This window comes from Rhodococcus sp. PAMC28707 (assembly GCF_004795915.1).
Classification (GTDB): domain Bacteria; phylum Actinomycetota; class Actinomycetes; order Mycobacteriales; family Mycobacteriaceae; genus Rhodococcoides.
The window spans coordinates 3,506,134-3,528,729 of record NZ_CP039253.1 but is presented as its reverse complement, the minus strand read 5'-3'; the positions used below and the strand labels follow the sequence as shown (position 1 = coordinate 3,528,729).

Here is a 22,596-nt window from a genome sequence, read left to right as displayed (position 1 = left end):
AGCACGATGACGGGGCGAAGAAGTGGTCCACGTGATTCTGACCGGGTCACAGTTGACGAAACCCGTCACGCAGCCCGCCACCGCGCCCTCGGATCCGACGGTCCGAGGGCGCGGTGGCGACGAGGTCAGAACCTGATGACGCCCCGCAGGTTGAGGCCTGCGTGCATGTCCTCGAAGCCGCGGGCGACGTCGTCGAGCGTGTAGGTCTGAGTGATCAGACCGTCGAGCTCGAGCTTGCCAGCCTTGTATAGGTCGATCATCCAAGGGATGTCAGCGCTCGGTGCTGACGCTCCGAAAAGTGATCCCACCAAGCGCTTTTGGTACAGCGTCAATTCCATCGGGCTGATGGGGATCCCGACGTCGGTCATCTTCCCAAGACCCGTCACCACGCACACGCCGGCCTTGCGGATCGACGAGAAGGCCTGCGCGATATGCTCGCCGGTAGTGACACCGATAGTGACGATGGCTGCGTCGGCACCCTGTCCGTTGGTCAGCGAACGCGCAACATCGGCCGCCTCTTCTAGAGTCGAGAATGCTTGTGTGGCACCGAACTTCAAAGCACTCTCACGCTTGAAGGCAACAGGATCGACGGCCAGGATGTGCGCGGCACCGGCGTGCGCGGCACCCTGGACTGCGTTGATTCCGATCCCGCCGATACCGATGACAATCACGGTCTGGCCCGGGTAGACCTCCGCAGAGTTGACGGCCGCGCCCCAGCCGGTGCCGACGCCGCAGCCGAGCAGGCACAGAGATTCCAGTGACAGGCTCTTGTCGGCCACCTTGATAACGGAATCAGTACTGACAGTGGTGTATTCGCTGAAGGTGGACAAACCGCAGGTCTGCGCCACGACCTCTCCGTCGAGGCTCAACCGAAAACTGTTCGGGTCGTCGGGGCGACCGCCGGTCATGATGGCGGCACCACGATCGCACAGGTTCTGCATGCCCTTTGCGCACCAGCGACACTTTCCGCAACCCGCGATGAACGAGAACAGCACGTGCTCGCCCTCTTCGAAGCCGATGGTCTCCGGACCGACCTCGACGATCACGCCGGCGCCCTCGTGCCCACCACAGATCGGGTAAACACCTACAGCGTGATCACCTTTCGCTATGTGATCGTCGGAGTGACAGATGCCAGAGGCCACCATCTTGACGGTGATCTCGTTTCTACGGGGCGCGTCGAGGTCGAGCTCGACGATTTCGTATGTGCCGGGGGTGCTGCGAATGATCGCGCCACGGGTCTTCACGGTGTGTGCTCCTCGATGAGAGTTCTAAGGGATCGGTGCAGGAAAGAATTACGGGCTGACTTGTGAAGCCATCGCGGTGTAGAAGCCGTCTGCATACGGGGGCAGCACACCCCAATCGCGGCGTAGTTCCACCGCCGAAGCTTCGAACACCGCACGTGCGTGGCTGAACTCCTCGAAGCCCTCACGGCCGTTGTAGTGGCCCATGCCGGAGGCTCCGACACCGCCGAACGGTGCATCCTGAAGGCCGGGGTGCATCATCACGTCATTGATGGTGACGCCGCCGGACAGAGTGTGGTCCAACACCTTTGCCTGTTCCTCAGCATCGGTGCCGAAGTAGTACAGAGCCAGCGGACGTGGGCCCGAGTTGATCTCGGCGAGGACGTCGTCGAGATTGTCGTAGCCGAGAACCACCATGGCAGGACCGAAGATCTCTTCACTACGGATGACCGAGTCGGAAGGTGGATCGACAACCATCCGAAGCGGACGACGTCCACCCTCGCTGGGCATCGCGCCGGCCGGAGCAATCTCGACACGGGCACCGCGGGCAACGGCGTCGTCGATGTAGCCGTCGACGCGGGCAGCATGGCGCTCGTTGACCACGGAGACGGCGTCGGGGTTGCCCTCGATCGTCGGCAGCAGCTCCGCGTATACCTCCGCGGTCGACGCGACGAACTGCTCGAGCAGTTCGCGAGGAACATACGTCGTGTCCGGGTTGACACAAAGTTGGCCGGCGTTGGTGGTCTTGGCGACAGCTATCCGGAAAGCCGCGGCATCGATGTCGGCGCTGCGGCCGATCACTGTCGGGGACTTACCGCCCAGCTCCAGTGTGACCGGAACAAGATTCTTCGCGGCATTCGCCATGACCAGCTTGCCGACCGAGGAGCTGCCGGTGAAGACAAAGTGATCGAACGGGAGCGAAGTCAGCATTTCGGCCACATCAGGTCCACCGGTGACGATGGCGACGACGTCGGGATCCAAGGACTCCTCGACGATTTCGGCGAGGAGTGCGGCGGTGCGAGGCACTACCTCGGATGGTTTGAGGACGGCACGGTTACCGGCAGCGAGTACGCCCGCCAACGGACTGAGAACTGTGAAGAGCGGAGCGTTCCAGGTGCCGAGGATGCCGACAGAGCCCTTCGGCTGATACCGGACGTGGGCCTTGGCGCCGAGCTGGTCATAAGGGGCGAACACAGCCCGATCCTGCGGAGCCATCCACGTCTCGAGGTTGTCACGCGAGTTCTTCAAGCTGGTGATCGTGCCGAGTACGTCGTTCATCAGGGAGTAACCGCGTGGGCGTCCACCGAAGTCCGCGTCTATTGCTTCGACGAGGCCTTCGTGATGCGCGACGAGCATGTCGATGACAGCCTGAATTCGCTGTCGCCGCAGCTCGGCTGAGGGCTGGCCCTCGGTATTCGTTGCCGCGCGCTGACGATCGAGGATGTCGGTAATGCGCGCTGAATTTGTGCTGTTCTGGGCCATGGCCGAACGCTATGAGCTGGGCCACATCACTCGCGCCCAGGTCCCGGTGAGTGGAACTCGAAACTGACCAACCCGAAACCGAAATGGACCACCATCGACGGAACCGAAGCAGGCGTCTGTGCGTCTAACCCAACGACGAGCCGAACAGATGGGGGTCCCGTGCAGCGCCGATGGTTACCACTTCTCGCGGTGGCCGCTGTCCTCACAGCCTGCGGTCAACCCGTCGATGGAACGGCCGTCGCGGGGGTGCCGGGGCTGGCCGAGCAATTCGAACCCTGCAGCATCCCTGACGACGCCATCGCGGCGACGGGGCTGAATCCGAAAACTGGGTCAGGATGGCTGGAAGGGATAAGCGTCAAGGCCTGGACGGCGTGCGGTTGGGACGGCCCGACAATCAATTCCTGGTACCGCTTCAGTGTCCTGTTCTCGATTCAGTTCACCCTCGACGAGGTTCGACAAAACCCTGCATTTCAGGATTTCCAAGACATCAGCTTGGGCGGAAGACCGGCCCTCGAATTCGGACTCGAAGACATGCCCATAGACGAAGGCTGCGGCACCAGCTTCGACACCACAGAGGGCGTTGTGATGTTCACGCTCAGGACCTTCGGAACAGCCTCACCGCCAGGCGACCCGTGTGAGCTCATCCGCCGACACACCGCCGAGCTCAGTCAGTACTTCCCACCCTCGATCTAGCTGGACGGAATCGAAATGGCTCCAAATTCTCCGATCGAGTACTGGAACGGTCTCGCTACCGCAGCTGACGATGGGCATCTACTGCTCGACCCTGCGGCCGCACGACACTGCGACGCGGCATGCACCGAGTATTTGGCGACCCTAAAATCCAACCAAGAGTCAGCGCGCATGCTGGGAGACGTTCGAGGTATGGGTACTTTCGAATCCGGAATCGCGCTCGCCCGCAAATTCTCGCAAAAGGCCGTGGGTGGCCCGAACAACCTCGTCGACGTCATCCAAAGCCACATCGACGTCGTCACGGCGATGCAAGCAGTATTCCGAAAGTTCTTCGATGCAACGGAGGACGTCGACCAGCAAAATGCAATATCGATCGGGCGGAACGGACCGCGGTAACCGAGTCGCTGTCCGATCCGCCCGCCGGCTTCTCGTGTCCAGATCAGTCGCCGCAGAACCCGGCCGGTGACTGTCCACCTTCGATAGTCGCAAGGAATGCGAGGGTGTCCTTTGTTGCAGCACCCACCGTAGGTACATGATCGAGCCCATCGTAGACGGTGTAACCGACCTGAGATCCTTTCGCGCACAATGATTCAGCGAGAGCCGCGGAACCCGGTTCGGTCACCGAAGTATCCCCGCCGCCCTGCAGGATAAGCGTCGGTACACGAGGACTGAGACGATCGGGGTTTTGCTCGGTCAAGTAGGACACCAGCGGAGTGAAGTCAGCCCCGGGACGGATCACCTTGTCCAGCGGAACCGTGTCGGCGAGCGCCCACACAGCGTCGGTGCAACCGACCTTCGCAGCCTCCAAAAGCGGCGTCATCTCGTCTGTGACGTAGTTGTAAGCGTCAAGAGCGGGATCGGCTGCCTGCGCGCCGAGCAATATCAAGGGCAGGTATCCCAGTACCGCGCGAGCTTCGGGACCGCCGGCCACGAAGTACTCGACAGTGTCACCGAGGTTGTTGCCCGGCGAGATCGACACTGCACCACGCAGTTCGAGTTCCGGTGCTAGGTCCGGTCCCTGGTCAGCGGCGAACAATGTTGCATGCCCGCCTTGGCTATGCCCGGCGGCGTACCAGCCTGTGCCGACGCTGGAATCCAGCTGGCGAGCTGCGCGCACGATATCGGTGACGGCTGCTGCTTCGGAGTCTCCGTTGATGTACGGATGAATCCCCGACGTCCCCAGCCCGACGTAATCCGTCTGCGCAACCACGTAGCCGGCGCGCAGGAATTGGTCCAAGGTCTCGTTGACGTAGCGCAAATATTCACCGTCTGACCCGGGCACTGTTCCGGAGGACGGCGCGCATGCGTCCGAAACCCCGGTAGTCCCGTGCGCCCAGCTGATTACCGGCCAGCCGGCTTCCGGAGCCTCGCCTGCGGGGATCGACACCGAGCCGGACACCTCGACGTCATTGCCTTGCGGCCCACGGGACAGGTAGGTGATTTGCTCGCTACGCGCGGCGCCGGGGAGAACGGCGTCGCCGGTAAGTGGCCGAGTAGCCAATAGCGCGCCGTGCTCTTTCGACTGTTCCGCTACCGAGCCCTCGTCGACTGCGGAGCCACAGGCCACCATCAGGCCGGCCGCCGCAAGGACAGCAGCTAAGCGAACTCCCCGGCGCAAGTGTGTGTCCATTCAATTCTCCCAAGCTGGATTCAGCAATTTAGGCCAAGTGACCTAATCGGGACGTTAGCACTCCAGTACTCTCACGTCCATGCCTGCCTCAAGCACCCGCACAGAGCTCTTGGATGCCGCTGAGCGACTGATTGCCGAGCGAGGACTAGCAGGCGTCTCGGTGCGCGAAGTCATTCGAGCTGCCGGGCAACGCAACAACGGTGCAGTGGACTACTACTTCGGGTCCTGGCATGCACTGTTGATCGAGCTGTGGTCGCGTAGGGCCACCAGCGACGGATTGGTCCGTGAGCTTCACACCGCAGCCGGAGACGCGCAAGACCGTCTCGGCGCACTGGTCGAGGCCTATGTGCGCCCGTTCGTCACCGAGGTCGCGGCCAGTTCGCCCTCATACTGGGCTCGGTTCAACGAACAGTGGCTGGCAGGCATCCGCAGCGATTTCGTCGCATCGCCACAGCCGCTGATGCCCGATGACCCGACCTATCCGCCGATTCCCGGACTGGAAAATTTGCAACGTCTACTTATGGACATCGCCACCGAACTCAGACACCTCCCCACCGGAGACCGCCCGGCCCGGGTGGCACTGGCCGCGCGGTTTGTGGTCTCCGCGCTCGCGTCATGGGAGCGCGATCGGGTGGCTGGCGTGTGGCGCGATCTCGACGCCTTCGAGACCGAATTGTGTGCACTGATGCGCGCCCTGCTGCTTACCGGATCACGCGCCCATTGACTGTCACTAGGCAGGGTTCCCGTGTTCGGAATCGGTTGCCCATCCAAACCCTCAGCTGGCCCGCATTTTGTTCCACACGAAAATTGGGATGGAAAGCGTTGCGGTACAGACGTACTCGATTCTGTCTGGCATCGCCGGGGCCCGGAAGCGCAACTGAATTCAGTTTCGCTGCAACTTCCTGTCGGTACGGGATGTCAAAATGACGACATGTCACGACTCGACGAAGGCTTCGCGCCACCAACCGCCTGTGTGCAGTGGTGCCAGCTCCGCACCTACGACCTGAACGTTCTGGACGATGGCGTCGAGGTCGACCTCGACTGGTGGAACAAGCACCTCGATCGCGCAGGTCACGATATTCGACTTCGTGGGCGCAACCTCGACGGGCACATCGTCTCCGACGGAGTGGCGACAGTACAGCGCAACGACCTTCGAATCGACACTGATCTCGCGGACGGCGAACACGACTCGCTCGGCCTCCTCTTTCTCTGTGCCGCCTGGCAGGGCAGCCACAAGAACCGCAAAGCGATACGGCGATTCCCCGACGTCCACAACCCGCACTTGACGCGTCCGGACGAGAATCCAGTTGCAAAAACATTGACGGTGCTCCAACGGTGCATACGTGACCACGCGGTACCCGAACTCCCGAACGGATCCTGGTCCGGATGGCCCGACACCCCAGGTGTTGGAACATCCCTTATGGCCACGTTTCTCTGGGCTGCCAAAGCATCCGTGGACGGTGGGCGCGCTCAGTTGATCGACCAGTACGGGGTGTCCACCCTCATTCACGAGGGGTGGCTGGAAGATCCCGCTGTCACCGGCTTCACGCGGCGTCGCTACGACCGCTACGTCCAACTACTTTCCAACTGGGCTGTCGATATCGGCACCAGCCCAGAACTGATCGAGATGTGGCTCGTTCAACGGTGGAGCGCTCGAAAGTCCGAAGCACGCTTCGGCAGCCACGCGCAGCCGACTCTGTTCTGATCCGCGCACTGCCGCAGATACCTCGATGATGAAATTCGTTGCACCGCGGCCGCCGGAGAATTGTTAGCCAGAGTGGAACCAAAGCTCGGGTTTCGGCGTCTAACCTATCGACGAGTCCAACGGATGGGGGTCCGATGCAACGCCGATGGCTACCACTTTTCGCGGTCGCCGCTGTCCTTACTTCCTGCAGCCAACCCGTCGAGGGAGTAGCCGTCGCGGGAGTGCCAGGGCAGGCCGACCAATTCGACCCGTGCGCCATCCCGGACGACGCCATCGCGGCGACGGGGCTCAAACCGGAGACTGGGTCAGGATGGCTGGAAGGGATGAGCGTCAAGGCCTGGACGAATTGCGGGTGGGAAGGCCCGCAAGAGGATTCCTGGTACCGCTTCGATGTCTTGTTCTCGATTCGATTCACCCTCGACGAGGTTCGTCAAAACGTTGCGTTTCGGGACTTCAAGGAAGTCAGCGTGAGCGGCAGACCTGCCCTCGAGTACCTGTTCGAGGGCAGGCCCTCAGAAGAGGGCTGCGGTACGAGCTTCGATACCGCCGAGGGTGTCGCAATGATCTCGGTCGACGCACTCGGAACGGCCCCACCCCAGGGTGACCCATGTGAGCTGGTCCGCCGACACACCATCGACCTCCAGCAGTACTTTCCTTCGTCGATATAGCTGAGAAGGAACACCATGGCTTTGCAATCTCCGATCGACTATTGGAACGGCCTCGCAACCGCAGCAACCGACGGGCAACTGCAACTCGATCCGACGGCCGCACGGCATTGTGACAAAGCATGCAGCGAGTATCTAGAGACTCTTGAATACAACAAGGCGGCGGCACGCGAACTGGGAAACGTCGAGGGTTTCGGTCCCTTCGATTCCGGAATCGCTCTTGCCCGCAAGTTCTCGCAGAAAGCCGTCGGTGGCCCGAACAACCTCGTCGACGTCCTGCAAAGCCACATCGACGTCGTCACCGCGATGCAAGCAGTGTTCCGAAAATTCCTCGTAGCTACAGAGGACCTCGACCAACAGAACGCAACCTCGATCGGCCAGAACGGGCCGAAGTAGCCGAGCTCATACACGTTTCGCCAGCCGGCTTTCCTCACGTTTTGCCGAAATCCGTTTGACCGTCGCCACAGTCATTGGTCAATTGACGGAACCGAATCCGCACTGCGTGCGTCTAACCTATCGACGAGTCCAACGGATGGGGGTCCGATGCAGCGCCGATGGCTACCACTTCTAGCGGTCGCCGCCGTCCTCACAGCCTGCAGTCAACCCGTCGAAGGAGTAGCCGTCGCAGGGGTGCCAGGGCAGGCCGAGCAATTCGAACCCTGCAGCATCCCGGACGACGCCATCGCGGCGACAGGGCTGAAGCCGGAGACTGGGTCCGGATGGCTGGAAGGAATGACAGCCAAGGCATGGACGGTCTGCGGGTGGGACGGTCCGATAAAGAACGCCTGGTACCACTTCGATGTCCTGTTCTCGGTTCAGTTCACCCTCAACGACGTTCGCCAAAATCCTGCGTTTCAGGATGTCAAGGAAGTCAGCTTGGATGGGAGGCCGGCGCTTGAATACGGGTTTGCGAACCGGTCGCCAGCAGGAAGTTGCGGATCGAGCTTCGACACCATCGAAGGCGTCGCCATGCTCTCCGTCGACGTGCTCGGAACTGGCCCGCCCCAGGGTGACCCGTGTGAAATAGTCCATCGACACACCACCGAACTTCGGCAGTACTTCCCACCCTCGATTTGAATGAAGGGAATCGCAATGGCCTTGGAATCTCCGATCGACTACTGGAACAGCCTCGCAATCGCGGCTGACGATGGGGATCTATTTCTCGATCCCGCCGCTGCACAACACTGCGACAAGGCATGCACAGAGTATCTGTCGACCCTCGAGCGAAATAAGACCGCGGCCTATAGGTTGGAAAACATGGAGGGCATGGGTCCCTTCGAGTCCGGAATCGCACTTGCCCGCAAATTCTCGCAAAAGGCCGTGGGCGGCCCGAACAATCTAGTGGACGTCCTGCAAAGCCATATCGACGTCGTCACGGCGATGCAAGCAGTGTTCCGAAAATTCTTCGTAGCCGCAGAGGACGTCGACCAGCAGAACGCGGCATCGATCGGTCAGAACGGACCGAGGTAGCCGGCACCCTCGTTGTCGCCTCGCTGCGTCGGGAATCGCTGGTTACCAGGAGTTTACGTGCAGAACGGTCTCGATGGGATCGCGCGGTGCTACCTTGAAGGTCTCACCCGTGTAGTAGGCCGTCGGAATCAGCGCACCTTGATGAAATCCCTCCGGAATTCCGAGAATCTCAGCCACCTCAGCTTCGCGCGCGAGATGTATTGTGGTCCAAGCAGTTCCGAGTCCACGCGCCCGTGCAGCAAGGGCATAGTTCCACACAGCGGGTAGCAATGAACCCCATAGTCCGGCTTGATTGCCGCTCGGCAGCTTCTTGCCTGCCTTGATGCAGGGGATCAACAGCACGGGCACTTCACCCATGTGCTCACCTAGCCACCCGGCACTGTCTCCGACACGTTTCTGTATCGGACCTCGTTCGGGGTCGTCGGCGAAAAGAGCGTTCGCCGAGTGTTTGGACGCCTGATATTCGGCGAACAGTTCTCCGTAGATTGCGCCGATCTGTGAACGTAGGTCCGGATCGGTGACCACCACCCACTGCCAACCCTGTTGGTTCGATCCGGACGGACCTTGCAACGCGATCTCCAGACACTCCTTGATCAGGTCCAACGGCACCGGCCGCGTCAGATCCAGACGTTTACGGACGGTACGCGTCGTAGTCAGCAGTTCGTCGGGTGTCAGGTCGAGAGTCGGGTACGAAGTCATCTTTCGATCATGCCCCAGAGCTTGGGTGTCCAGCATTCGCACGGCCGGCGAGCCGGACCACCGGGGGCTGCAGTCACCACCGTCGCGGGGCTCGTAGCCGCCCCAGCACCGGGGCCGTTCACACCCACAGACAGCCGAAGGCGAAGAGGAGCGAGGTGACCCGGTGGATAATTGCAGCCGGAGTCGAGCTTGCCGCGATCATCGCGCTCGGTGTCCTCCTCATCGTCTCGCGTCGAGAGCACCAGGAAACTCGACGCGCACTCGAACGTGCCCAGCGTGGGGTGTCGCCCCGCCGGCGGCGGCGTGGCGTTGCCCCGTTCGCGACCAGGAGGGCCTTCCACACGGCGGACTCGCTGATCAACAAGGGCATCGGCGCGACCGTGCGCAACTCCGTCGAGGACCTCGCCTGCTGGACCAAGGCCGAACGCCCCGAGCTGGCCAAAATGACTGCCGACGGCGATATCGTCGACTTCTTCTCCGACATCGAGGGATCCACCGCGAGCAACGAGGAGTTAGGCGAATCGAGTCTGCATTACTGCGGCCGCGTCCATCGCCCGTCCTCGCGTCGCCATAGTGTCGGCTTGTCCTCGATAGTGGTGACAGCGCGATCGAGCCACCATGTTGCATCTGGATCCCAACCACCGAGGACGGTGGCACCATCACTGTCCGACAACGGAATTGCGAGGCCGGGAGTAGTGAGATAGCCGTGGATGCTGAGATGAACAGCGTCGTAGTCTCCGGCCACAGCCACCCAATCCGGGATGACCCACTGGCGATACACACCTGTGGTGTCGAACCAATCCGATCGTTTGGATTCCGGCACTGCCAGCGGATACGAGTCGGCCAGCCGCGCCCAATCCGTCGGGTTGCTGATCTCGTACACACGTGGTTCGCCGACAACGTGAACCGGCCACACTCGCGCTTCTCCCCCACCGGACGAATCCTCTTCCAACATCAATTCCAACGCACCCAACCCCTCCCTGTCGCGGGTAGTCGACAACGCACTGCTCGGTGACGGAATCGACCACCACTCCCCACCAACCCGAGCGTCCGGTCGTTCGACACGATCCAGGCGATACCGTTCTTCCATCGCCACCACGTGTTCACGCCACCCGTCGAGGCCTGCGGACAGCGGCCGATAAGGCACCGTCGACTCGGGCCACCCGTCGTTCGAATACGGATGGACCACCAAACGCTGATTGTCGAGATCCACCGGATCGGACCACCAGTGGGCATGCGGCGAATGCAGGACTGCGACGGCGATCGGCCGCAGAGCGTTCACTATGTGCGGGTGGGCGAACATCACGTCTTCCTCGTCCGGCGGTTGCCAGTAACGGGCCCAATCCGTCGCGAACGAGAGAGCATCGAGTAAATCCAACTCGGACAGTTGCGCGATCCGTCGAACATCCACAGCTTCGATCACCTCACGAACGTCCTCGGGTGTCGACGGCCTGTAGTAGTAACCCTCGGGATCGTCGGTACTGCACTTGTATGCGACATTCGCGCAGAAGAAGCGCCCCCTAGGTGACGCGAGAACAGATTCGACCACATCCATGGCATCCAAAGTATCGGACCGATTCCGGCTGGACGGGGCGATCGACAACGAATGCCGCCGCGGACAAGAATCATGCGTCGCCGAAAAGCTCTGAGCGTCAAACATTCACCGCGGAACGCGGATTCAGCAAGGCTCTATGTTCTCAGCACGCTGCCTGGTCGAAGCCGAAGAGCTCTCGCACTCCGATGCGCTCGCCCAGTCGCGCTATGCTTCGGCCATGGGAAAGTTCAAGAATGCAGTAGAGGGACTTTTCAAACGGAAGAAGGCTATTCCAGGACCCGCGCCCAAGCAGCTCGATCGTTGGGCCGACGAGGGTGGGGCACTTCCGCCTCAGCCACCCAGAGATCCTGGCACTCGGTAAATGTAAAGCAAACGTAACCGGGCGTTCCACGGATCCCTCGTCTCCATGGCTAGGGTCGAAGTTTCCTGCAATAGAGACACGAGGTTGATCGATGCAACTGGTTCCATCGGACACGGAGAAGTTGCTCCTCAGTGTGGCCGGGATGGTAGCCCGCGACCGACGTGAACGAGGCGTTGTCCTCAACTATCCAGAGGCGACAGCGCTGCTGTCCTGCTGGGTAATGGAGAGAGCCCGCGAGGGTAAACGCGTCGCCGAGCTGATGGCCGAGGGCAGGAACGTGCTCAGCCGGGAAGAGGTCATGGAAGGCGTCCCGGAGATGATCGGTGCAATTCAGGTCGAAGCGACGTTCCCCGACGGGCGCAAGCTGGTCACCATCACGGATCCGATCCAATGATCCCCGGCGAGTTTCGCTTACGCCCCGAGGCTGTGGAACTCAATGCCGGCCGGGAGCGCCGCACTCTCCTGGTGGTCAACGCCGGCGACCGGCCCATTCAGGTCGGCTCGCATGTGCATCTACCCGACGCCAACTCGGCCTTGGAGTTCGACCGTGAACAAGCCGAGGGCTTCCGTCTCGACGTGCCTGCAGGCACGTCGGTGCGGCTCGAACCCGGGGTGAGCCGGATGGTCGACCTCGTGGCGTTGGGCGGCCGCAAACGCGTCCCCGGCCTCCAAATCAAGACCGATACCAACGCTCCGTCGCCGAAAGAGAAGTCATGAGTTGGATCGATCGCCTCAAGTACGTCCAGCTGTACGGCCCGACGACGGGTGACCAGATCCGGTTGGCCGACACCGACCTGTGGATCGAGGTTGCCGAGGATCGCACCGTCGGAGGCGACGAAGCTACGTTCGGCGGAGGCAAGACCATCCGCGAATCCATGGGCCAAGGCCATTCGATGCGTTCCGAGGGCGCGCTCGATGTTGTGATCACCAACGCGGTCGTTCTCGATCACTGGGGCATCGTCCGCGCCGACGTCGGAATCCGTGACGGTCGAATCGTGGCGGTCGCCAAGGCCGGCAACTCCGACATCATGGACGGAATTCGTCCCGACATGCAGATCGGGCCTGCTACCGATGTCATCTCAGGCGAAGGCAAAATACTCACCGCGGGTGCCGTCGACACTCATGTGCACTTTCTCAGTGAAATCGAGATGCGTGAGGCGCTGGCGACCGGAACGACAACGGTGATCGGCGGTGGCACCGGGCCCACCGAAGGATCGAAGGCAACCACGGTCACCGGCGGGGTATGGGCGCTCACGATGATGCACCGTGCACTCGACCACATCCCGCTCAACGTCATCCTCTTCGGCAAGGGCAGCACTGTGTCGCACGGAGCATTGCGTGAAGACGCACTGGCAGGCGCCGGCGGATACAAGATCCACGAGGATTGGGGCGCAACTCCGGCCGCCATCGACGCATCACTGCGCGCCGCCGACGAATTCGGTCTCCAGGTTGCACTCCACGCCGACAGTCTCAACGAGACCGGCTATGTCCAAAGCACTCTCGACGCTATCGCCGGACGTGGCATCCACGCATTTCATTCCGAGGGCGCGGGCGGTGGCCACGCCCCCGACATCATCACTGTGGTCAGTGAGCCGAATGTGATTCCCGCGTCGACCAACCCGACGCTCCCGTACACCGTCAATACCGTCGACGAGCATCTCGACATGTTGATGGTCGTTCACCACCTCAATCCGAAGGTGCCCGAGGATCTGGCATTCGCGGAGTCTCGGATCAGAGCCTCGACAATGGCTGCAGAAGACATTTTGCAGGACATGGGTGCGATGTCGATCACCTCGTCCGACGCGCAGGCGATGGGTCGGATCGGCGAAGTAATCTGCCGTACTTGGCAAGTGGCGCACGTGATGAAGAGCCGCCGCGGTGCACTGGGCTCCTCTGAACCCGCCGACAACGAGCGGGCACGCCGCTATGTAGCGAAGTACACCATCTGCCCCGCCGTCGCGCACGGTATCGATCACGAGATCGGATCGGTGGAGAGCGGCAAGATGGCGGATCTCGTGCTGTGGGATCCGGCCTTCTTCGGGATCCGGCCATGGGCGGTCATAAAATCCGGGGCGATCGTCGCAGCGCCGCTCGGCGACCCGAACGGTGCCGTGCCGAATCCGCAGCCGGTCCTGACCCGCCCGACGCTGCCCGCTCAGGCCGCCTCCGCGGCGCACCTGGCAACAACGTTCGTCTCGCAGGCGGCACTCGACGACGGACTGGCCGACCGACTCGGATTGACCCGAAAGTTGGCCGCTGTGCGTCCGACTCGCGATATCGGCAAAGCGTCCATGCCGAACAACACGACGCTGCCGAAACTTGACATCGACCCAGAAACTTTCGCGATCTCCATCGACGGTGAACTGGTTCGACCGAAGCCGGTGGACGTAGTGCCACTCGCGCAGCGTTACACGATGTTCTAGAAGATCGATGACTGGGCATATAGGGGCGCTCCTCCTGGGCGACGCGCGGCTCCCCACTGGCGGACACATCTATTCGGGCGGTTTGGAGCCGGCTCTAGCGGCGGGCATGCCACCCGAGCGGGTTCCGGACTATATACGAGCGCGTTGCCGGACGGTCGCGACGGTCGAAGCATCGGCTGCTGTATTGGCTTATCGTGCAGCACAATCCGAAGACCCGTCGGGACTCGAATCTGTTCACGATGCTCTTCTCGCCCGGACCACCAGCGAACCGCTGCGCAACGTTTCGGGAATGCTCGGGCGCGGACTGGTCCGGATGGCATTGAGACTGTGGCCCGACCACCCTGCGGTCACTGCACTGGTGGCTATCGACCGCGCACCGATGCGCCCTGTAGCCCTTGGCGCCGTCGCAGCGGTGATGGGTATCGGCGAGGCTGCCGTTGCTCGCGTCTGTTTCTACGACGACATCCAAACTGTTGCCTCGGCAACGCTCAAGCTCGCACCCATCGATCCCGTCGACCCGGTGGCGTGGTTACTTTCTCTCGAACCACTGATCGACACATTGGTCGACAACGTCCTCGCCGTCGAAACCATCGACGACATGCTCGCCGCCACCGCGCCAGAAGCCGAACAGTGGTCGCTGAACCACGCTGGAAAAACAAGGAGAATTTTCATTGCCTGACAAGACAGAACAGACCAACGGCGCCGGGGCGTGCTTTGCGCCTCGGCATCGCGGGCCCCGTCGGCACCGGCAAGAGCACGTTGATCGCCACCATCTGCCGTGCACTCGCCGACGAACTGGAAATCGCCGTCGTCACCAACGATATCTACACCGACGAGGACGCCCGGCTGCTCCGCTCGGCGGGAGTGCTTCCCGTCGAACGCATCCACGCCGTCGAGACCGGAGCATGTCCGCACACTGCGATCCGCGACGACATCACCCCCAACCTCCTTGCGGTCGAGGACCTCGAAGCCGAGTTCGCACCACTCGATCTGGTGATCGTCGAGAGTGGCGGTGACAACCTCACCGCGACGTTCAGCCCCGCTCTCGTGGACGCGCAGATCTTCTGCCTCGACGTCGCAGGAGGTGGCGATGTGGCCCGTAAGGGTGGCCCCGGCATCGAACGCGCAGACCTACTCCTCGTGAACAAAGTGGACCTCGCTCCGTACGTGCGCGTCGACGTCGAGCAGATGGTGGCCGACGCCAAGGAGGCTCGGGACGGGCTTCCAGTGTTGGCGTTGAGCTGGGACGACTCCGACGCGATCGCCAGACTCGCGCAATGGGTACGTCAGATCCTCGACGATCACAGGAACGGCCGTCACGTGCCCCGGGATCCGGGTCCGATGGCCCCGCACAGTCACTCCGACGGCACGCAGCACAGTCATACGTGACCGAAACGGTTACGACGAAGGTCCACGTGGAGTTGGTGCGTGGCCGGGCGCGATTCACCGAAATGCGCTCCGGCACATTCCTTCGCGCGCAACCGTTGCACGTCGACGGACCGGTTGCGCGGCTGGCGCTGATCGGGAGCTACGCGATGCTCCTGGCCGGAGACGACCTCCGACTCGACATCCACGTCGGACCTGGAGTGTGGCTCGAACTGGTCGAACCGTCCGGCACGGTGGCCTATCACGCACAAGGCGGTTCGGCGTCGTGGTCGGCGTCGATTCGGGTCGATGAGAATGCGCAATTGGTATGGCGCTCTGCGCCGTTCGTCGTAACCGCCGGAGCCAACGTAAGAAGGCATACCCGGATCGGACTCGCCGACGGCGCCCGCGCCCTGATCTCGGAAACACTCGTCCTCGGACGCACCTACGAGGACGGAGGCGGGCCCCTACGTTCGACGATGCGGGTTGATCAAATGGACAAGCCCCTGTTGGTCGAGGACCTCGATCTGCGTGACACTGCGCATCGCGACCTGCCAGGGGTGCTCGGTAGCAATCGCACAATGGCGTCAGTGCTACTCGTCGGAGCACGGCCGGGTGCAGCCGAGGGCGTGCACGAGACGCGGCTGGCGGGCGAGGGGGCTCTTGCGCGGGCATTGGCTCCGCAAGCGCACGAAGCTCAGGCCGCAGTCGACCTCTCCTGGGACCGCTGGTCGACGGAGTACCTCGATCCGGCGGACCACCGTCGGACATCGGAAATCATTGCCCCGCAGACCGTTTCGCCGACACACTCGGCTCATTCTGAGTGAGTGTGCCGGCCATGGGTCAAAACTGATCGATACAGATCCGATCTGATCGATAGAGGGGTCCATTCATACGATTGCGTCGTATGAATGGACCATTCAAGCGATCGAATTACTGCTGCGCAGCCGCCAACGCGTCGTTGAACGTCTTGCTCGGCCGCATGACGGCAGCGGTGGCTTCGGGATCCGGGTAGTAGTAACCACCGATCTCGACGGCCTTGCCCTGCGCGTCGTTCAATTCCTTGACGATCGTTTCTTCGTTGTCAGCCAACGCCTTTGCCAATCCAGCGAAGTGCTTCGCCAGTTCCGCATCCTCGGTCTGCTCGGCGAGCTCCTGCGCCCAGTACAGCGCGAGGTAGAACTGGCTGCCACGGTTGTCGAGTTCGCCGGTCTTGCGCGAGGGCCCCTTGCTGTTCTCGAGCAACTTGCCTGTCGCCGCATCCAGGGCCTTGCCCAAAACAGTTGCCTTGCCGCCGGTCTTGCTACCCAGATCTTCCAGGCTGACGGCCAAGGCCAGGTACTCACCGAGCGAGTCCCACCGCAGGTGATTCTCTTCGAGGAGCTGCTTGACGTGCTTCGGCGCCGAGCCACCTGCGCCGGTTTCGTACAGTCCGCCACCTGCCATCAGCGGAACGATGGAGAGCATCTTTGCGCTGGTGCCCAATTCGAGGATCGGGAACAGGTCGGTGAGGTAGTCACGCAGAATGTTGCCCGTCGCGGAGATGGTGTCGAGCCCGCGGACCAGACGCTCCATCGTGTAGCGGATCGCACGAACCTGCGACATGATCTGGATGTCCAGACCCTCGGTGTCATGGTCCTTCAGGTACGTGCGCACCTTGGCGATCAGTTCGTTCTCGTGCGGGCGGTACGGATCGAGCCAGAAGACCACCGGCATTCCCGATTCGCGGGCGCGGCGCACAGCCAGCGCCACCCAGTCCTGGATCGGTGCATCCTTGACGATGCACAGGCGCCAGATGTCGCCCTCTTCCACCGTCTGGGTCAGCAGCACCTCGCCGGTGGCAATATCGGTGATGTTGGCGATGCCGGCCTTCGGTGCCTCGAAAGTCTTGTCGTGTGAGCCGTATTCCTCGGCCTGCTGCGCCATCAGTCCGACGTTGGGGACGGTGCCCATCGTCGTCGGATCGAATGCGCCGTTCGTCTTACAAAAGTTCACCATCTCCTGGTAGATGCGCGCGAACGTGGACTCGGGGTTGACGGCCTTGGTGTCCTTGGGACGACCATCGGCGCCCCACATCTTGCCACCGGCCCGGATCATCGCGGGCATCGATGCGTCGACGATGACGTCACTGGGAGAGTGGAAGTTCGAGATTCCGCGTGCCGAATCCACCATGGCCAGTTCCGGCCGATGCTCATGACACTTGTGCAGATCCTCGATGATCTCGTCACGCGTGGAGGCGGGAAGCGTCTCGATCTTGCTGTACAGATCGGACAGGCCGTTGTTTACGTTGACACCGAGCTCTTCGAAGAGGTCTCCGTGCTTGGCGAATGCGTCTTTGTAGAAGACACGGACAGCATGCCCGAACACGATGGGGTGCGAGACCCGCATCATGGTGGCCTTCACATGCAGCGAAAGCATGACGCCGGTCTCGTAGGCGTCCTGCATCTGCTCTTCGTAGAAGTCGAGCAAGGCCTTCTTGCTCATGAACATGGAGTCGATCACGTCGCCGTCCTTGAGCGACACCTTCGGCTTCAGGACGATCGACTCGCCGTCAGCGGTCAGCAGTTCCATCTTCACTTCACGATCGCCGTCGACGACCGTGGACTTTTCGCCATGATAGAAATCACCGCTGCGCATGTGCGCCACGTGGGTGCGCGATGCCATCGACCATTCGGTCATGCTGTGCGGGTGCTTGCGGGCATACTCCTTCACGGCCTTCGGCGCGCGGCGATCGGAGTTACCCTCGCGGAGAACGGGGTTGACCGCACTGCCGAGGCACTTCGTGTAGCGATCACGAATGATCTTCTCTTCGTCGGTTTTCGGATTTCCCGGGAAGTCCGGGATCGCGAAACCCTTGTCCTGAAGCTCTTTCACGGCCGCGATAAGCTGCGGCACCGAAGCGCTGATATTCGGCAGCTTGATGATGTTGGTGTCGGGCAGTTGCGTCAGGCGACCCAGTTCGGCCAGGTTGTCCGGCACCTTCTGATCCTCGGAGAGGTAATCGGGGAACTCGGCAAGGATGCGGTTGGCCACGGAGATATCGCTCGATGCAACGTCGATGTCGGCCGCACTGGCAAACGCACGCACGACCGGCAGAAACGCATGCGTCGCAAGCATCGGCGCCTCGTCGGTCAGGGTGTATATGATGGTCGGCTGTTTCGCAGTCATGTTTCGCCTTTGCCTCAGTTTTCAACGTCGTCTTTTGGATACGTCCCCCCAACTTTAAGCTTTCGATCCGGCGCCGTGCGGAGCAGTAGCGGGATACGACCCCTACTGACCGGTAGCATCTCGCCGCCGCAGCCGAAATACCGGCACCGCCGATCAGGTGCAGCAATGGGGGTCGAGCACCACACGCAGCGCGTCGAGCGCCTCGGTACGTGCGGAGTAGTAGACATTCATGCCCCGACGGACGGCAACGACCATGCCTGCCTTCTCGAGCTGGCCGAGATGATGGCTGACCGTGGACTCAGCCAGCCCTATCGTTGCCGCGAGGTCGCACGTGCAGATCTCCCCCGCAGCGTCGGTCAGTAGAACCGAGAGCAACTTCAGGCGCGCAGGATCCGCGAGCGCCTTCGACCGCACTGCCAATTCGAGCTCCAGTAAATTCAGCTTTTTCTGAATACAGATTTAGATGTGCCGTGAAGGCGTGGACCTACTGACCCATATCTCGGTGCTGTCCCGCTTCGGACATGCCCTCTCCAACGAGACACGCACCCAGGTGTTGCTCGCACTCAAGACCGAGCCGCGATATCCGGAGCTCGCCGATTCCCTGAGCGTGACCCGCCAGAAGCTGTCCAACCACCTCGCCTGCCTTCGTGGATGCGGTCTGGTGGTGGCAGTTCCCGACGGCCGAAGGACTCGATACAAGTTGGCGGACACCAACCGCGGTCGTGCACTCGAAGACCTGCTCGCCGTTGTACTCGCCGTGGATCCGACATGTTGTTCCAACTCCGCAGTCGACGGATGCTGCTGATGCCCGCAGAACTGGGGATACCCTTTTCCCACAGCTTCTCCGACGGCTCAGCGCCGCGCGGTGCTGGGCCGTCGAATCCGATATTTCGTCGCTGCCACGATCACCTACAACGTGATCGAAGCCGCGGTCGCCCTCATCGAGGGCGCACGAGTGTCCTCCACCGCGTTGATCGGTTTCGGCTTGGACTCGATCATCGAGGTCTCGTCCGCCGCAGCAGTGGCATGGCAATGCTCGGCCACGAACCCGGAGTCCCGGGAGAAGATCACGCTCCGCATCATCGCCTTCTCGTTCTTCGCACTCGCTGTCTATGTGGCGATGAATGCGATGCGGGCACTGTTCGGATCGGAAGTGGCGACGCACTCGAAGGTCGGTATCACTCTGGCCGCCGTGAGTGTGGCCGTCATGCCCGTGCTGTCCTGGGCACAGCGTCGGGCCGGCCGGGAGTTGGGATCGGCAACTGCAGTCGCCGATGCCAAACAGACTCTCCTGTGCACGTACCTCTCGGCCGTGGTGCTCGTCGGGCTGCTTCTCAACAGTTTTTTCGGCTGGTCTTGGGCCGACCCCATTGCAGCCTTAGTCGTCGCAGGTCTCGCCGTCAAGGAAGGCCTCGGCGCGTGGAAGGGCGATACCTGCTGCGCAACACCTATATCTGGCCGACTCACCCTGACGGGAAAGGAAACGACTGCTGCGACTGACTCATTTCGTGCTCAGATGCTCGACAGCCGAAATGTCTATGAGTGGCAGCAATTCTGACCAGGACATGCCGATCGTTACCCGTTCGTGTCGAGACCAGCCAATATATGCATTGGTCAGGCATTTCGATGCATCCCAACGCTCGCGAAGCCGTAGGAAACGATCCCAATGACCCGATGAACAACCTGTGAGCATGTTAAGTTTCGTCAACCGAAGAACATTCAATGGGTCGGTAAAAATGCGCGAAATCAGCGGCGCCGCTTCCCGCCGGGGAACTCATCGGCGGTAGTGGCCTCTGTATCCGTGTCGTTGCCGATCGGTGATCGGAAGGCCTCTCCACATGGCACGAACAGTGCGTCACGACATTTCGAACAGAAGGCTCGTCGCAACGCTTGCCGGGGTCTCACTGGCCGCCGCCTCGCTCGTCGGCTGCACGTCGACCGACTCCACCAGCAGCGAGGATCGACTTCAGTCCCTGCAGGACAAGGGAACGATCACAGTCGGATTCGCGGGTGAAGCCCCGTACAGCTTCGAAGAGAACGGTCAGCTGACCGGTGCAACCGTCGCTCTGCACCGCGAGATCTTCGGCAAGCTCGGTATCGACAACGTCGAAGGCGTCAATGCCGACTTCGGTGCACTCATTCCAGGCTTGCAGGCCAACAGATTCGATGTGGTCAGCGCCGGAATGTCGATTCTCCCCCAGCGCTGTGAGCAGGCAGCATTCGGCGATCCCGAGTTCAATTACACGACGGCACTGATGGTCCCTGCCGGAAACCCGGCCAAGCTGACGGACATGCAGTCGGTCAAGGACAGTGGCCTGAAGCTGTCGACGATGACCGGTGCAGTGGAGTCCGATTACGCGGCGGCTCTCGATATCCCGTCCACTCAGGTCGCCACCCCGCAGGACGGGATGGATGCGGTGACTTCCGGTCGCGCAGATGTCTTCGCACTCACCGCGATCTCACTGAACTGGATGAAGGCGAACAATCCAGACGCTCCCGTCGACGTCACCGAGTCCTTCGTTGCCGTCATCGATGGCAAGCCTCAGGTCGGCGCGGGTGCAACCGTGTTCCGCACCAATGACACCGAACTGCTCGCCGCTTACAACGAAGAACTTGCGAAGATCACCTCCGATCCCGACAAGTACCTCTCCATCGTCGGCGAGTACGGATTCACGGCGGAAGAATTGCCCGACCCGTCGCTGACCACCGCGAAACTCTGCGAGGCGGACTCCTGATCGCAGGCCGAGTAATTCGATCGTGAAAGACAACATCGAGACCTTCCTGGATTCGTGGCCACGAATCCAGGAAGGCATCACCACCACCGTTTTCCTGACGCTCGGCGGGGCGGCATTGGCCTTCGTTCTTGCCTTGATTCTCGGACTTGCCGGAGGCAGTCGACTCAAGTCGGTTCGAGCTCCCGCACGTGTGATCGTCGAATTCTTTCGCGGCACATCGCTTCTGGTCCAGTTGTTCTGGCTCTTCTACGTATTGCCACTGTTCGGCTACCAGCTGGATGCGACATTCTGTGCGATCCTGGCACTCGGTCTGAACTACGGCGCCTACGGCGCGGAAGTCGTCCGGGGTTCGATCGCAGCCGTTCCGGCACCGCAGTGGGAAGCCGCGCTCGCCCTCAACTTCTCCTCGGCCCAACGGCTTCGCAGAGTTGTCTTCCCACAGGCGTGGGTACAGATGCTCCCGCCGCTGACCAACCTTCTGATTCAACTGCTCAAAGGCAGTGCTCTCGCGAGTTTCGTTCTCCTCCAAGATCTCACGTACCAGATCGAACAACTCAGACGAGGCACCGGCGACACCCTTTTTGCGTTCGGAATCGGGCTCGTTCTGTACTTCATCATCGCCTACATCCTGACCTTGCTGATGAACGTTCTCGAAGTGCGTGCGAAGGGAAAGCTCGGCACCGGACCTTCGCTGCGTGAAGTGCTGAGCCTGAGGCCGGAGAACATCAACGAGAATGTGGGGGTGGGCCGATGAGCGTGGAATGGAGTTGGGAACGAGCATGGGACTCGCTCCCCTACCTGCTCGAAGGATTCAAAATCACGGTTCTCGCTACCGTGATCGGCTTTTTCGTGGCGGCAGTCCTCGGGCTGATGATTGCTGTCGTACGTCACGCGGCACCCAAGTTCGTGACGGTGCCGCTACGCATGATCTCGGAATTCATCCGGCTCACGCCTCTGGTGGTGCAACTGCTGTTCGTTTACTATCTGCTGCCGCAATTCTCTGCACTGCAGATCGGTATCGCCGTGCTGGGCATCCACTATTCGACCTACATGGCCGAGGTCTACCGAGCCGGCATCGATGCAGTGCCACCTGGCCAATGGGAAGCGGCGCGTGCGTTGTCGCTGCCGACCACTCGCACGTGGCGCGGCGTGGTACTTCCCCAAGCAATTCGCATCACCATCCCTGCCCTGGGCAATTACGCAATCTCGATGTTCAAGGACACGCCGTTCTTGTTCGCGATCACCGTCGTCGAAATGGTCACAGCGGCTCAGCAATACGGAGCGCGAACCTTCCAGTATTTGGAGCCGATCACGATGGCCGGTGTCATCTTCCTGATCGCGAGCTACCCGACGTCGATCCTCATCAGAAGACTGGAGAAGAGACTTGCCTACTGACGGCACGCAGAC

The 22,596-nt window shown here is 61.5% G+C and carries 27 protein-coding genes and 1 pseudogene; 20 read left to right on the top strand and 8 right to left on the bottom strand.

The genetic code is table 11. The features are described from left to right. Nucleotides 1-125: 125 nt before the first annotated feature. Both E5720_RS16245 and E5720_RS16240 read right to left on the bottom strand, forming a co-directional pair. Complete coding sequence (locus E5720_RS16245; RefSeq protein WP_136171504.1) at nucleotides 126-1,244, bottom strand: NDMA-dependent alcohol dehydrogenase; 1,119 nt, start codon at nucleotides 1,242-1,244, stop codon at nucleotides 126-128. A gap of 48 nt (nucleotides 1,245-1,292) precedes the next feature. Further along, nucleotides 1,293-2,723: a coniferyl aldehyde dehydrogenase gene (locus tag E5720_RS16240; RefSeq protein ID WP_136171503.1), complete on the bottom strand. Its 1,431-nt coding sequence runs from the start codon at nucleotides 2,721-2,723 to the stop codon at nucleotides 1,293-1,295. Between the two features lie 159 nt (nucleotides 2,724-2,882). Here E5720_RS16240 and E5720_RS16235 point away from each other — a divergent pair, with 159 nt between their 5' ends. Then, nucleotides 2,883-3,416: a DUF3558 domain-containing protein gene (locus E5720_RS16235; RefSeq protein ID WP_168708364.1), complete on the top strand. Its 534-nt coding sequence runs from the start codon at nucleotides 2,883-2,885 to the stop codon at nucleotides 3,414-3,416. Nucleotides 3,417-3,431: 15 nt separating this feature from the next. Then, nucleotides 3,432-3,809 carry a hypothetical protein gene (locus tag E5720_RS16230; protein ID WP_136171501.1) on the top strand — a complete coding sequence of 126 codons (378 nt, stop codon included), beginning with the start codon at nucleotides 3,432-3,434 and terminating at the stop codon, nucleotides 3,807-3,809. 43 nt (nucleotides 3,810-3,852) lie between these two features. Here E5720_RS16230 and E5720_RS16225 read toward each other — a convergent pair whose 3' ends face one another. Continuing rightward, nucleotides 3,853-5,043 carry a lipase family protein gene (locus E5720_RS16225; RefSeq protein WP_136171500.1) on the bottom strand — a complete coding sequence of 397 codons (1,191 nt, stop codon included), beginning with the start codon at nucleotides 5,041-5,043 and terminating at the stop codon, nucleotides 3,853-3,855. A 79-nt stretch (nucleotides 5,044-5,122) separates the two neighbouring features. On the opposite strand from E5720_RS16225, the gene E5720_RS16220 reads away from it, so the two are divergent. From E5720_RS16220 to E5720_RS16195, 6 genes are all read left to right on the top strand, one after another. Continuing rightward, on the top strand, nucleotides 5,123-5,767 hold the full coding sequence (locus tag E5720_RS16220) for a TetR/AcrR family transcriptional regulator (RefSeq protein ID WP_136171499.1): 645 nt from the start codon (nucleotides 5,123-5,125) through the stop codon (nucleotides 5,765-5,767). Between the two features lie 207 nt (nucleotides 5,768-5,974). Then, on the top strand, nucleotides 5,975-6,748 hold the full coding sequence (locus E5720_RS16215) for a hypothetical protein (protein ID WP_136171498.1): 774 nt from the start codon (nucleotides 5,975-5,977) through the stop codon (nucleotides 6,746-6,748). Between the two features lie 134 nt (nucleotides 6,749-6,882). After that, nucleotides 6,883-7,416 (top strand): DUF3558 domain-containing protein, encoded by a 534-nt coding sequence (locus E5720_RS16210; RefSeq protein WP_136171497.1) that lies wholly within the window; start codon nucleotides 6,883-6,885, stop codon nucleotides 7,414-7,416. Nucleotides 7,417-7,431: 15 nt separating this feature from the next. Continuing rightward, entirely contained in the window at nucleotides 7,432-7,809 is a 378-nt protein-coding gene (locus E5720_RS16205; RefSeq protein ID WP_136171496.1) for a hypothetical protein, read from the top strand. A gap of 147 nt (nucleotides 7,810-7,956) precedes the next feature. Next, nucleotides 7,957-8,490: a DUF3558 domain-containing protein gene (locus tag E5720_RS16200; protein WP_136171495.1), complete on the top strand. Its 534-nt coding sequence runs from the start codon at nucleotides 7,957-7,959 to the stop codon at nucleotides 8,488-8,490. Next, entirely contained in the window at nucleotides 8,491-8,883 is a 393-nt protein-coding gene (locus tag E5720_RS16195) for a hypothetical protein (protein ID WP_247595996.1), read from the top strand. Between the two features lie 42 nt (nucleotides 8,884-8,925). On the opposite strand, the gene E5720_RS16190 is transcribed toward E5720_RS16195, so the two are convergent. From E5720_RS16190 to E5720_RS16180, 3 genes are all read right to left on the bottom strand, one after another. Continuing rightward, entirely contained in the window at nucleotides 8,926-9,582 is a 657-nt protein-coding gene (locus E5720_RS16190) for a nitroreductase family protein (RefSeq protein ID WP_136171494.1), read from the bottom strand. Nucleotides 9,583-9,700: 118 nt separating this feature from the next. Next, on the bottom strand, nucleotides 9,701-10,066 hold the full coding sequence (locus tag E5720_RS21730) for a hypothetical protein (RefSeq protein ID WP_168708363.1): 366 nt from the start codon (nucleotides 10,064-10,066) through the stop codon (nucleotides 9,701-9,703). Nucleotides 10,067-10,114: 48 nt separating this feature from the next. Next, a complete protein-coding gene (locus E5720_RS16180) occupies nucleotides 10,115-11,137 on the bottom strand; it encodes a hypothetical protein (protein ID WP_136171493.1) in 1,023 nt (340 codons plus the stop codon). Nucleotides 11,138-11,273: 136 nt separating this feature from the next. On the opposite strand from E5720_RS16180, the gene E5720_RS16175 reads away from it, so the two are divergent. The 7 genes from E5720_RS16175 to E5720_RS16145 all read left to right on the top strand — a co-directional run bounded on the left by E5720_RS16175 (nucleotide 11,274) and on the right by E5720_RS16145 (nucleotide 16,113). Then, nucleotides 11,274-11,498 carry a hypothetical protein gene (locus E5720_RS16175; protein ID WP_136171492.1) on the top strand — a complete coding sequence of 75 codons (225 nt, stop codon included), beginning with the start codon at nucleotides 11,274-11,276 and terminating at the stop codon, nucleotides 11,496-11,498. 91 nt (nucleotides 11,499-11,589) lie between these two features. Next, nucleotides 11,590-11,892, top strand: coding sequence for an urease subunit gamma (locus E5720_RS16170; RefSeq protein ID WP_136171491.1), 303 nt, complete (start codon nucleotides 11,590-11,592; stop codon nucleotides 11,890-11,892). Then, nucleotides 11,889-12,215: an urease subunit beta gene (locus E5720_RS16165; RefSeq protein ID WP_136171490.1), complete on the top strand. Its 327-nt coding sequence runs from the start codon at nucleotides 11,889-11,891 to the stop codon at nucleotides 12,213-12,215. The genes E5720_RS16170 and E5720_RS16165 overlap by 4 nt, the downstream gene beginning before the upstream one ends. Beyond that, nucleotides 12,212-13,921: an urease subunit alpha gene (locus E5720_RS16160; protein WP_136171489.1), complete on the top strand. Its 1,710-nt coding sequence runs from the start codon at nucleotides 12,212-12,214 to the stop codon at nucleotides 13,919-13,921. Before E5720_RS16165 ends, E5720_RS16160 begins: the two co-directional genes overlap by 4 nt. A 7-nt stretch (nucleotides 13,922-13,928) precedes the next feature. Then, on the top strand, nucleotides 13,929-14,600 hold the full coding sequence (locus tag E5720_RS16155; protein WP_136171488.1) for an urease accessory UreF family protein: 672 nt from the start codon (nucleotides 13,929-13,931) through the stop codon (nucleotides 14,598-14,600). Then, nucleotides 14,597-15,310, top strand: coding sequence for an urease accessory protein UreG (gene ureG, locus E5720_RS16150; protein ID WP_136172749.1), 714 nt, complete (start codon nucleotides 14,597-14,599; stop codon nucleotides 15,308-15,310). Before E5720_RS16155 ends, ureG begins: the two co-directional genes overlap by 4 nt. Beyond that, the gene (locus E5720_RS16145; RefSeq protein ID WP_136171487.1) at nucleotides 15,307-16,113 is read left to right on the top strand and encodes an urease accessory protein UreD; all 807 of its coding nucleotides are present in this window, start codon (nucleotides 15,307-15,309) and stop codon (nucleotides 16,111-16,113) included. The genes ureG and E5720_RS16145 overlap by 4 nt, the downstream gene beginning before the upstream one ends. Nucleotides 16,114-16,219: 106 nt before the next feature. Here E5720_RS16145 and E5720_RS16140 read toward each other — a convergent pair whose 3' ends face one another. After that, on the bottom strand, nucleotides 16,220-18,454 hold the full coding sequence (locus E5720_RS16140) for an NADP-dependent isocitrate dehydrogenase (protein WP_136171486.1): 2,235 nt from the start codon (nucleotides 18,452-18,454) through the stop codon (nucleotides 16,220-16,222). Between the two features lie 153 nt (nucleotides 18,455-18,607). After that, nucleotides 18,608-18,880: pseudogene (locus E5720_RS16135) on the bottom strand (metalloregulator ArsR/SmtB family transcription factor); the annotation flags it as partial. A 37-nt stretch (nucleotides 18,881-18,917) separates the two neighbouring features. On the opposite strand from E5720_RS16135, the gene E5720_RS16130 reads away from it, so the two are divergent. The 5 genes from E5720_RS16130 (at nucleotide 18,918) to ehuD (ending at nucleotide 22,584) form a co-directional block, all read left to right on the top strand. Next, a complete protein-coding gene (locus tag E5720_RS16130; RefSeq protein ID WP_136171484.1) occupies nucleotides 18,918-19,259 on the top strand; it encodes a metalloregulator ArsR/SmtB family transcription factor in 342 nt (113 codons plus the stop codon). Between the two features lie 60 nt (nucleotides 19,260-19,319). Next, a complete protein-coding gene (locus E5720_RS16125; RefSeq protein ID WP_136171483.1) occupies nucleotides 19,320-20,012 on the top strand; it encodes a cation transporter in 693 nt (230 codons plus the stop codon). A gap of 280 nt (nucleotides 20,013-20,292) precedes the next feature. Beyond that, nucleotides 20,293-21,189, top strand: a complete 897-nt coding sequence (gene ehuB / locus E5720_RS16120; RefSeq protein ID WP_136171482.1) for an ectoine/hydroxyectoine ABC transporter substrate-binding protein EhuB — start codon at nucleotides 20,293-20,295, stop codon at nucleotides 21,187-21,189. A gap of 22 nt (nucleotides 21,190-21,211) precedes the next feature. After that, nucleotides 21,212-21,943, top strand: a complete 732-nt coding sequence (gene ehuC, locus E5720_RS16115; RefSeq protein WP_136171481.1) for an ectoine/hydroxyectoine ABC transporter permease subunit EhuC — start codon at nucleotides 21,212-21,214, stop codon at nucleotides 21,941-21,943. Next, nucleotides 21,940-22,584, top strand: a complete 645-nt coding sequence (gene ehuD / locus E5720_RS16110; protein ID WP_136171480.1) for an ectoine/hydroxyectoine ABC transporter permease subunit EhuD — start codon at nucleotides 21,940-21,942, stop codon at nucleotides 22,582-22,584. Before ehuC ends, ehuD begins: the two co-directional genes overlap by 4 nt. Nucleotides 22,585-22,596 lie beyond the last annotated feature (12 nt).

What these genes read in the sequence shown, in the direction of transcription:
- E5720_RS16240 (WP_136171503.1), bottom strand. Translation starts at nt 2,723, where the DNA reads ATGGCCCAGAACAGCACAAATTCAGCGCGCATTACCGACATCCTCGAT.
- E5720_RS16230 (WP_136171501.1), top strand. Translation starts at nt 3,432, where the DNA reads ATGGCTCCAAATTCTCCGATCGAGTACTGGAACGGTCTCGCTACCGCA.
- E5720_RS16225 (WP_136171500.1), bottom strand. Translation starts at nt 5,043, where the DNA reads ATGGACACACACTTGCGCCGGGGAGTTCGCTTAGCTGCTGTCCTTGCG.
- E5720_RS16220 (WP_136171499.1), top strand. Translation starts at nt 5,123, where the DNA reads ATGCCTGCCTCAAGCACCCGCACAGAGCTCTTGGATGCCGCTGAGCGA.
- E5720_RS16215 (WP_136171498.1), top strand. Translation starts at nt 5,975, where the DNA reads ATGTCACGACTCGACGAAGGCTTCGCGCCACCAACCGCCTGTGTGCAG.
- E5720_RS16210 (WP_136171497.1), top strand. Translation starts at nt 6,883, where the DNA reads ATGCAACGCCGATGGCTACCACTTTTCGCGGTCGCCGCTGTCCTTACT.
- E5720_RS16205 (WP_136171496.1), top strand. Translation starts at nt 7,432, where the DNA reads ATGGCTTTGCAATCTCCGATCGACTATTGGAACGGCCTCGCAACCGCA.
- E5720_RS16200 (WP_136171495.1), top strand. Translation starts at nt 7,957, where the DNA reads ATGCAGCGCCGATGGCTACCACTTCTAGCGGTCGCCGCCGTCCTCACA.
- E5720_RS16195 (WP_247595996.1), top strand. Translation starts at nt 8,491, where the DNA reads ATGAAGGGAATCGCAATGGCCTTGGAATCTCCGATCGACTACTGGAAC.
- E5720_RS16190 (WP_136171494.1), bottom strand. Translation starts at nt 9,582, where the DNA reads ATGACTTCGTACCCGACTCTCGACCTGACACCCGACGAACTGCTGACT.
- E5720_RS21730 (WP_168708363.1), bottom strand. Translation starts at nt 10,066, where the DNA reads ATGTCGGAGAAGAAGTCGACGATATCGCCGTCGGCAGTCATTTTGGCC.
- E5720_RS16180 (WP_136171493.1), bottom strand. Translation starts at nt 11,137, where the DNA reads ATGGATGTGGTCGAATCTGTTCTCGCGTCACCTAGGGGGCGCTTCTTC.
- E5720_RS16175 (WP_136171492.1), top strand. Translation starts at nt 11,274, where the DNA reads ATGTTCTCAGCACGCTGCCTGGTCGAAGCCGAAGAGCTCTCGCACTCC.
- E5720_RS16170 (WP_136171491.1), top strand. Translation starts at nt 11,590, where the DNA reads ATGCAACTGGTTCCATCGGACACGGAGAAGTTGCTCCTCAGTGTGGCC.
- E5720_RS16165 (WP_136171490.1), top strand. Translation starts at nt 11,889, where the DNA reads ATGATCCCCGGCGAGTTTCGCTTACGCCCCGAGGCTGTGGAACTCAAT.
- E5720_RS16160 (WP_136171489.1), top strand. Translation starts at nt 12,212, where the DNA reads ATGAGTTGGATCGATCGCCTCAAGTACGTCCAGCTGTACGGCCCGACG.
- E5720_RS16155 (WP_136171488.1), top strand. Translation starts at nt 13,929, where the DNA reads ATGACTGGGCATATAGGGGCGCTCCTCCTGGGCGACGCGCGGCTCCCC.
- E5720_RS16140 (WP_136171486.1), bottom strand. Translation starts at nt 18,454, where the DNA reads ATGACTGCGAAACAGCCGACCATCATATACACCCTGACCGACGAGGCG.
- E5720_RS16130 (WP_136171484.1), top strand. Translation starts at nt 18,918, where the DNA reads ATGTGCCGTGAAGGCGTGGACCTACTGACCCATATCTCGGTGCTGTCC.
- ehuB (WP_136171482.1), top strand. Translation starts at nt 20,293, where the DNA reads ATGGCACGAACAGTGCGTCACGACATTTCGAACAGAAGGCTCGTCGCA.
- ehuD (WP_136171480.1), top strand. Translation starts at nt 21,940, where the DNA reads ATGAGCGTGGAATGGAGTTGGGAACGAGCATGGGACTCGCTCCCCTAC.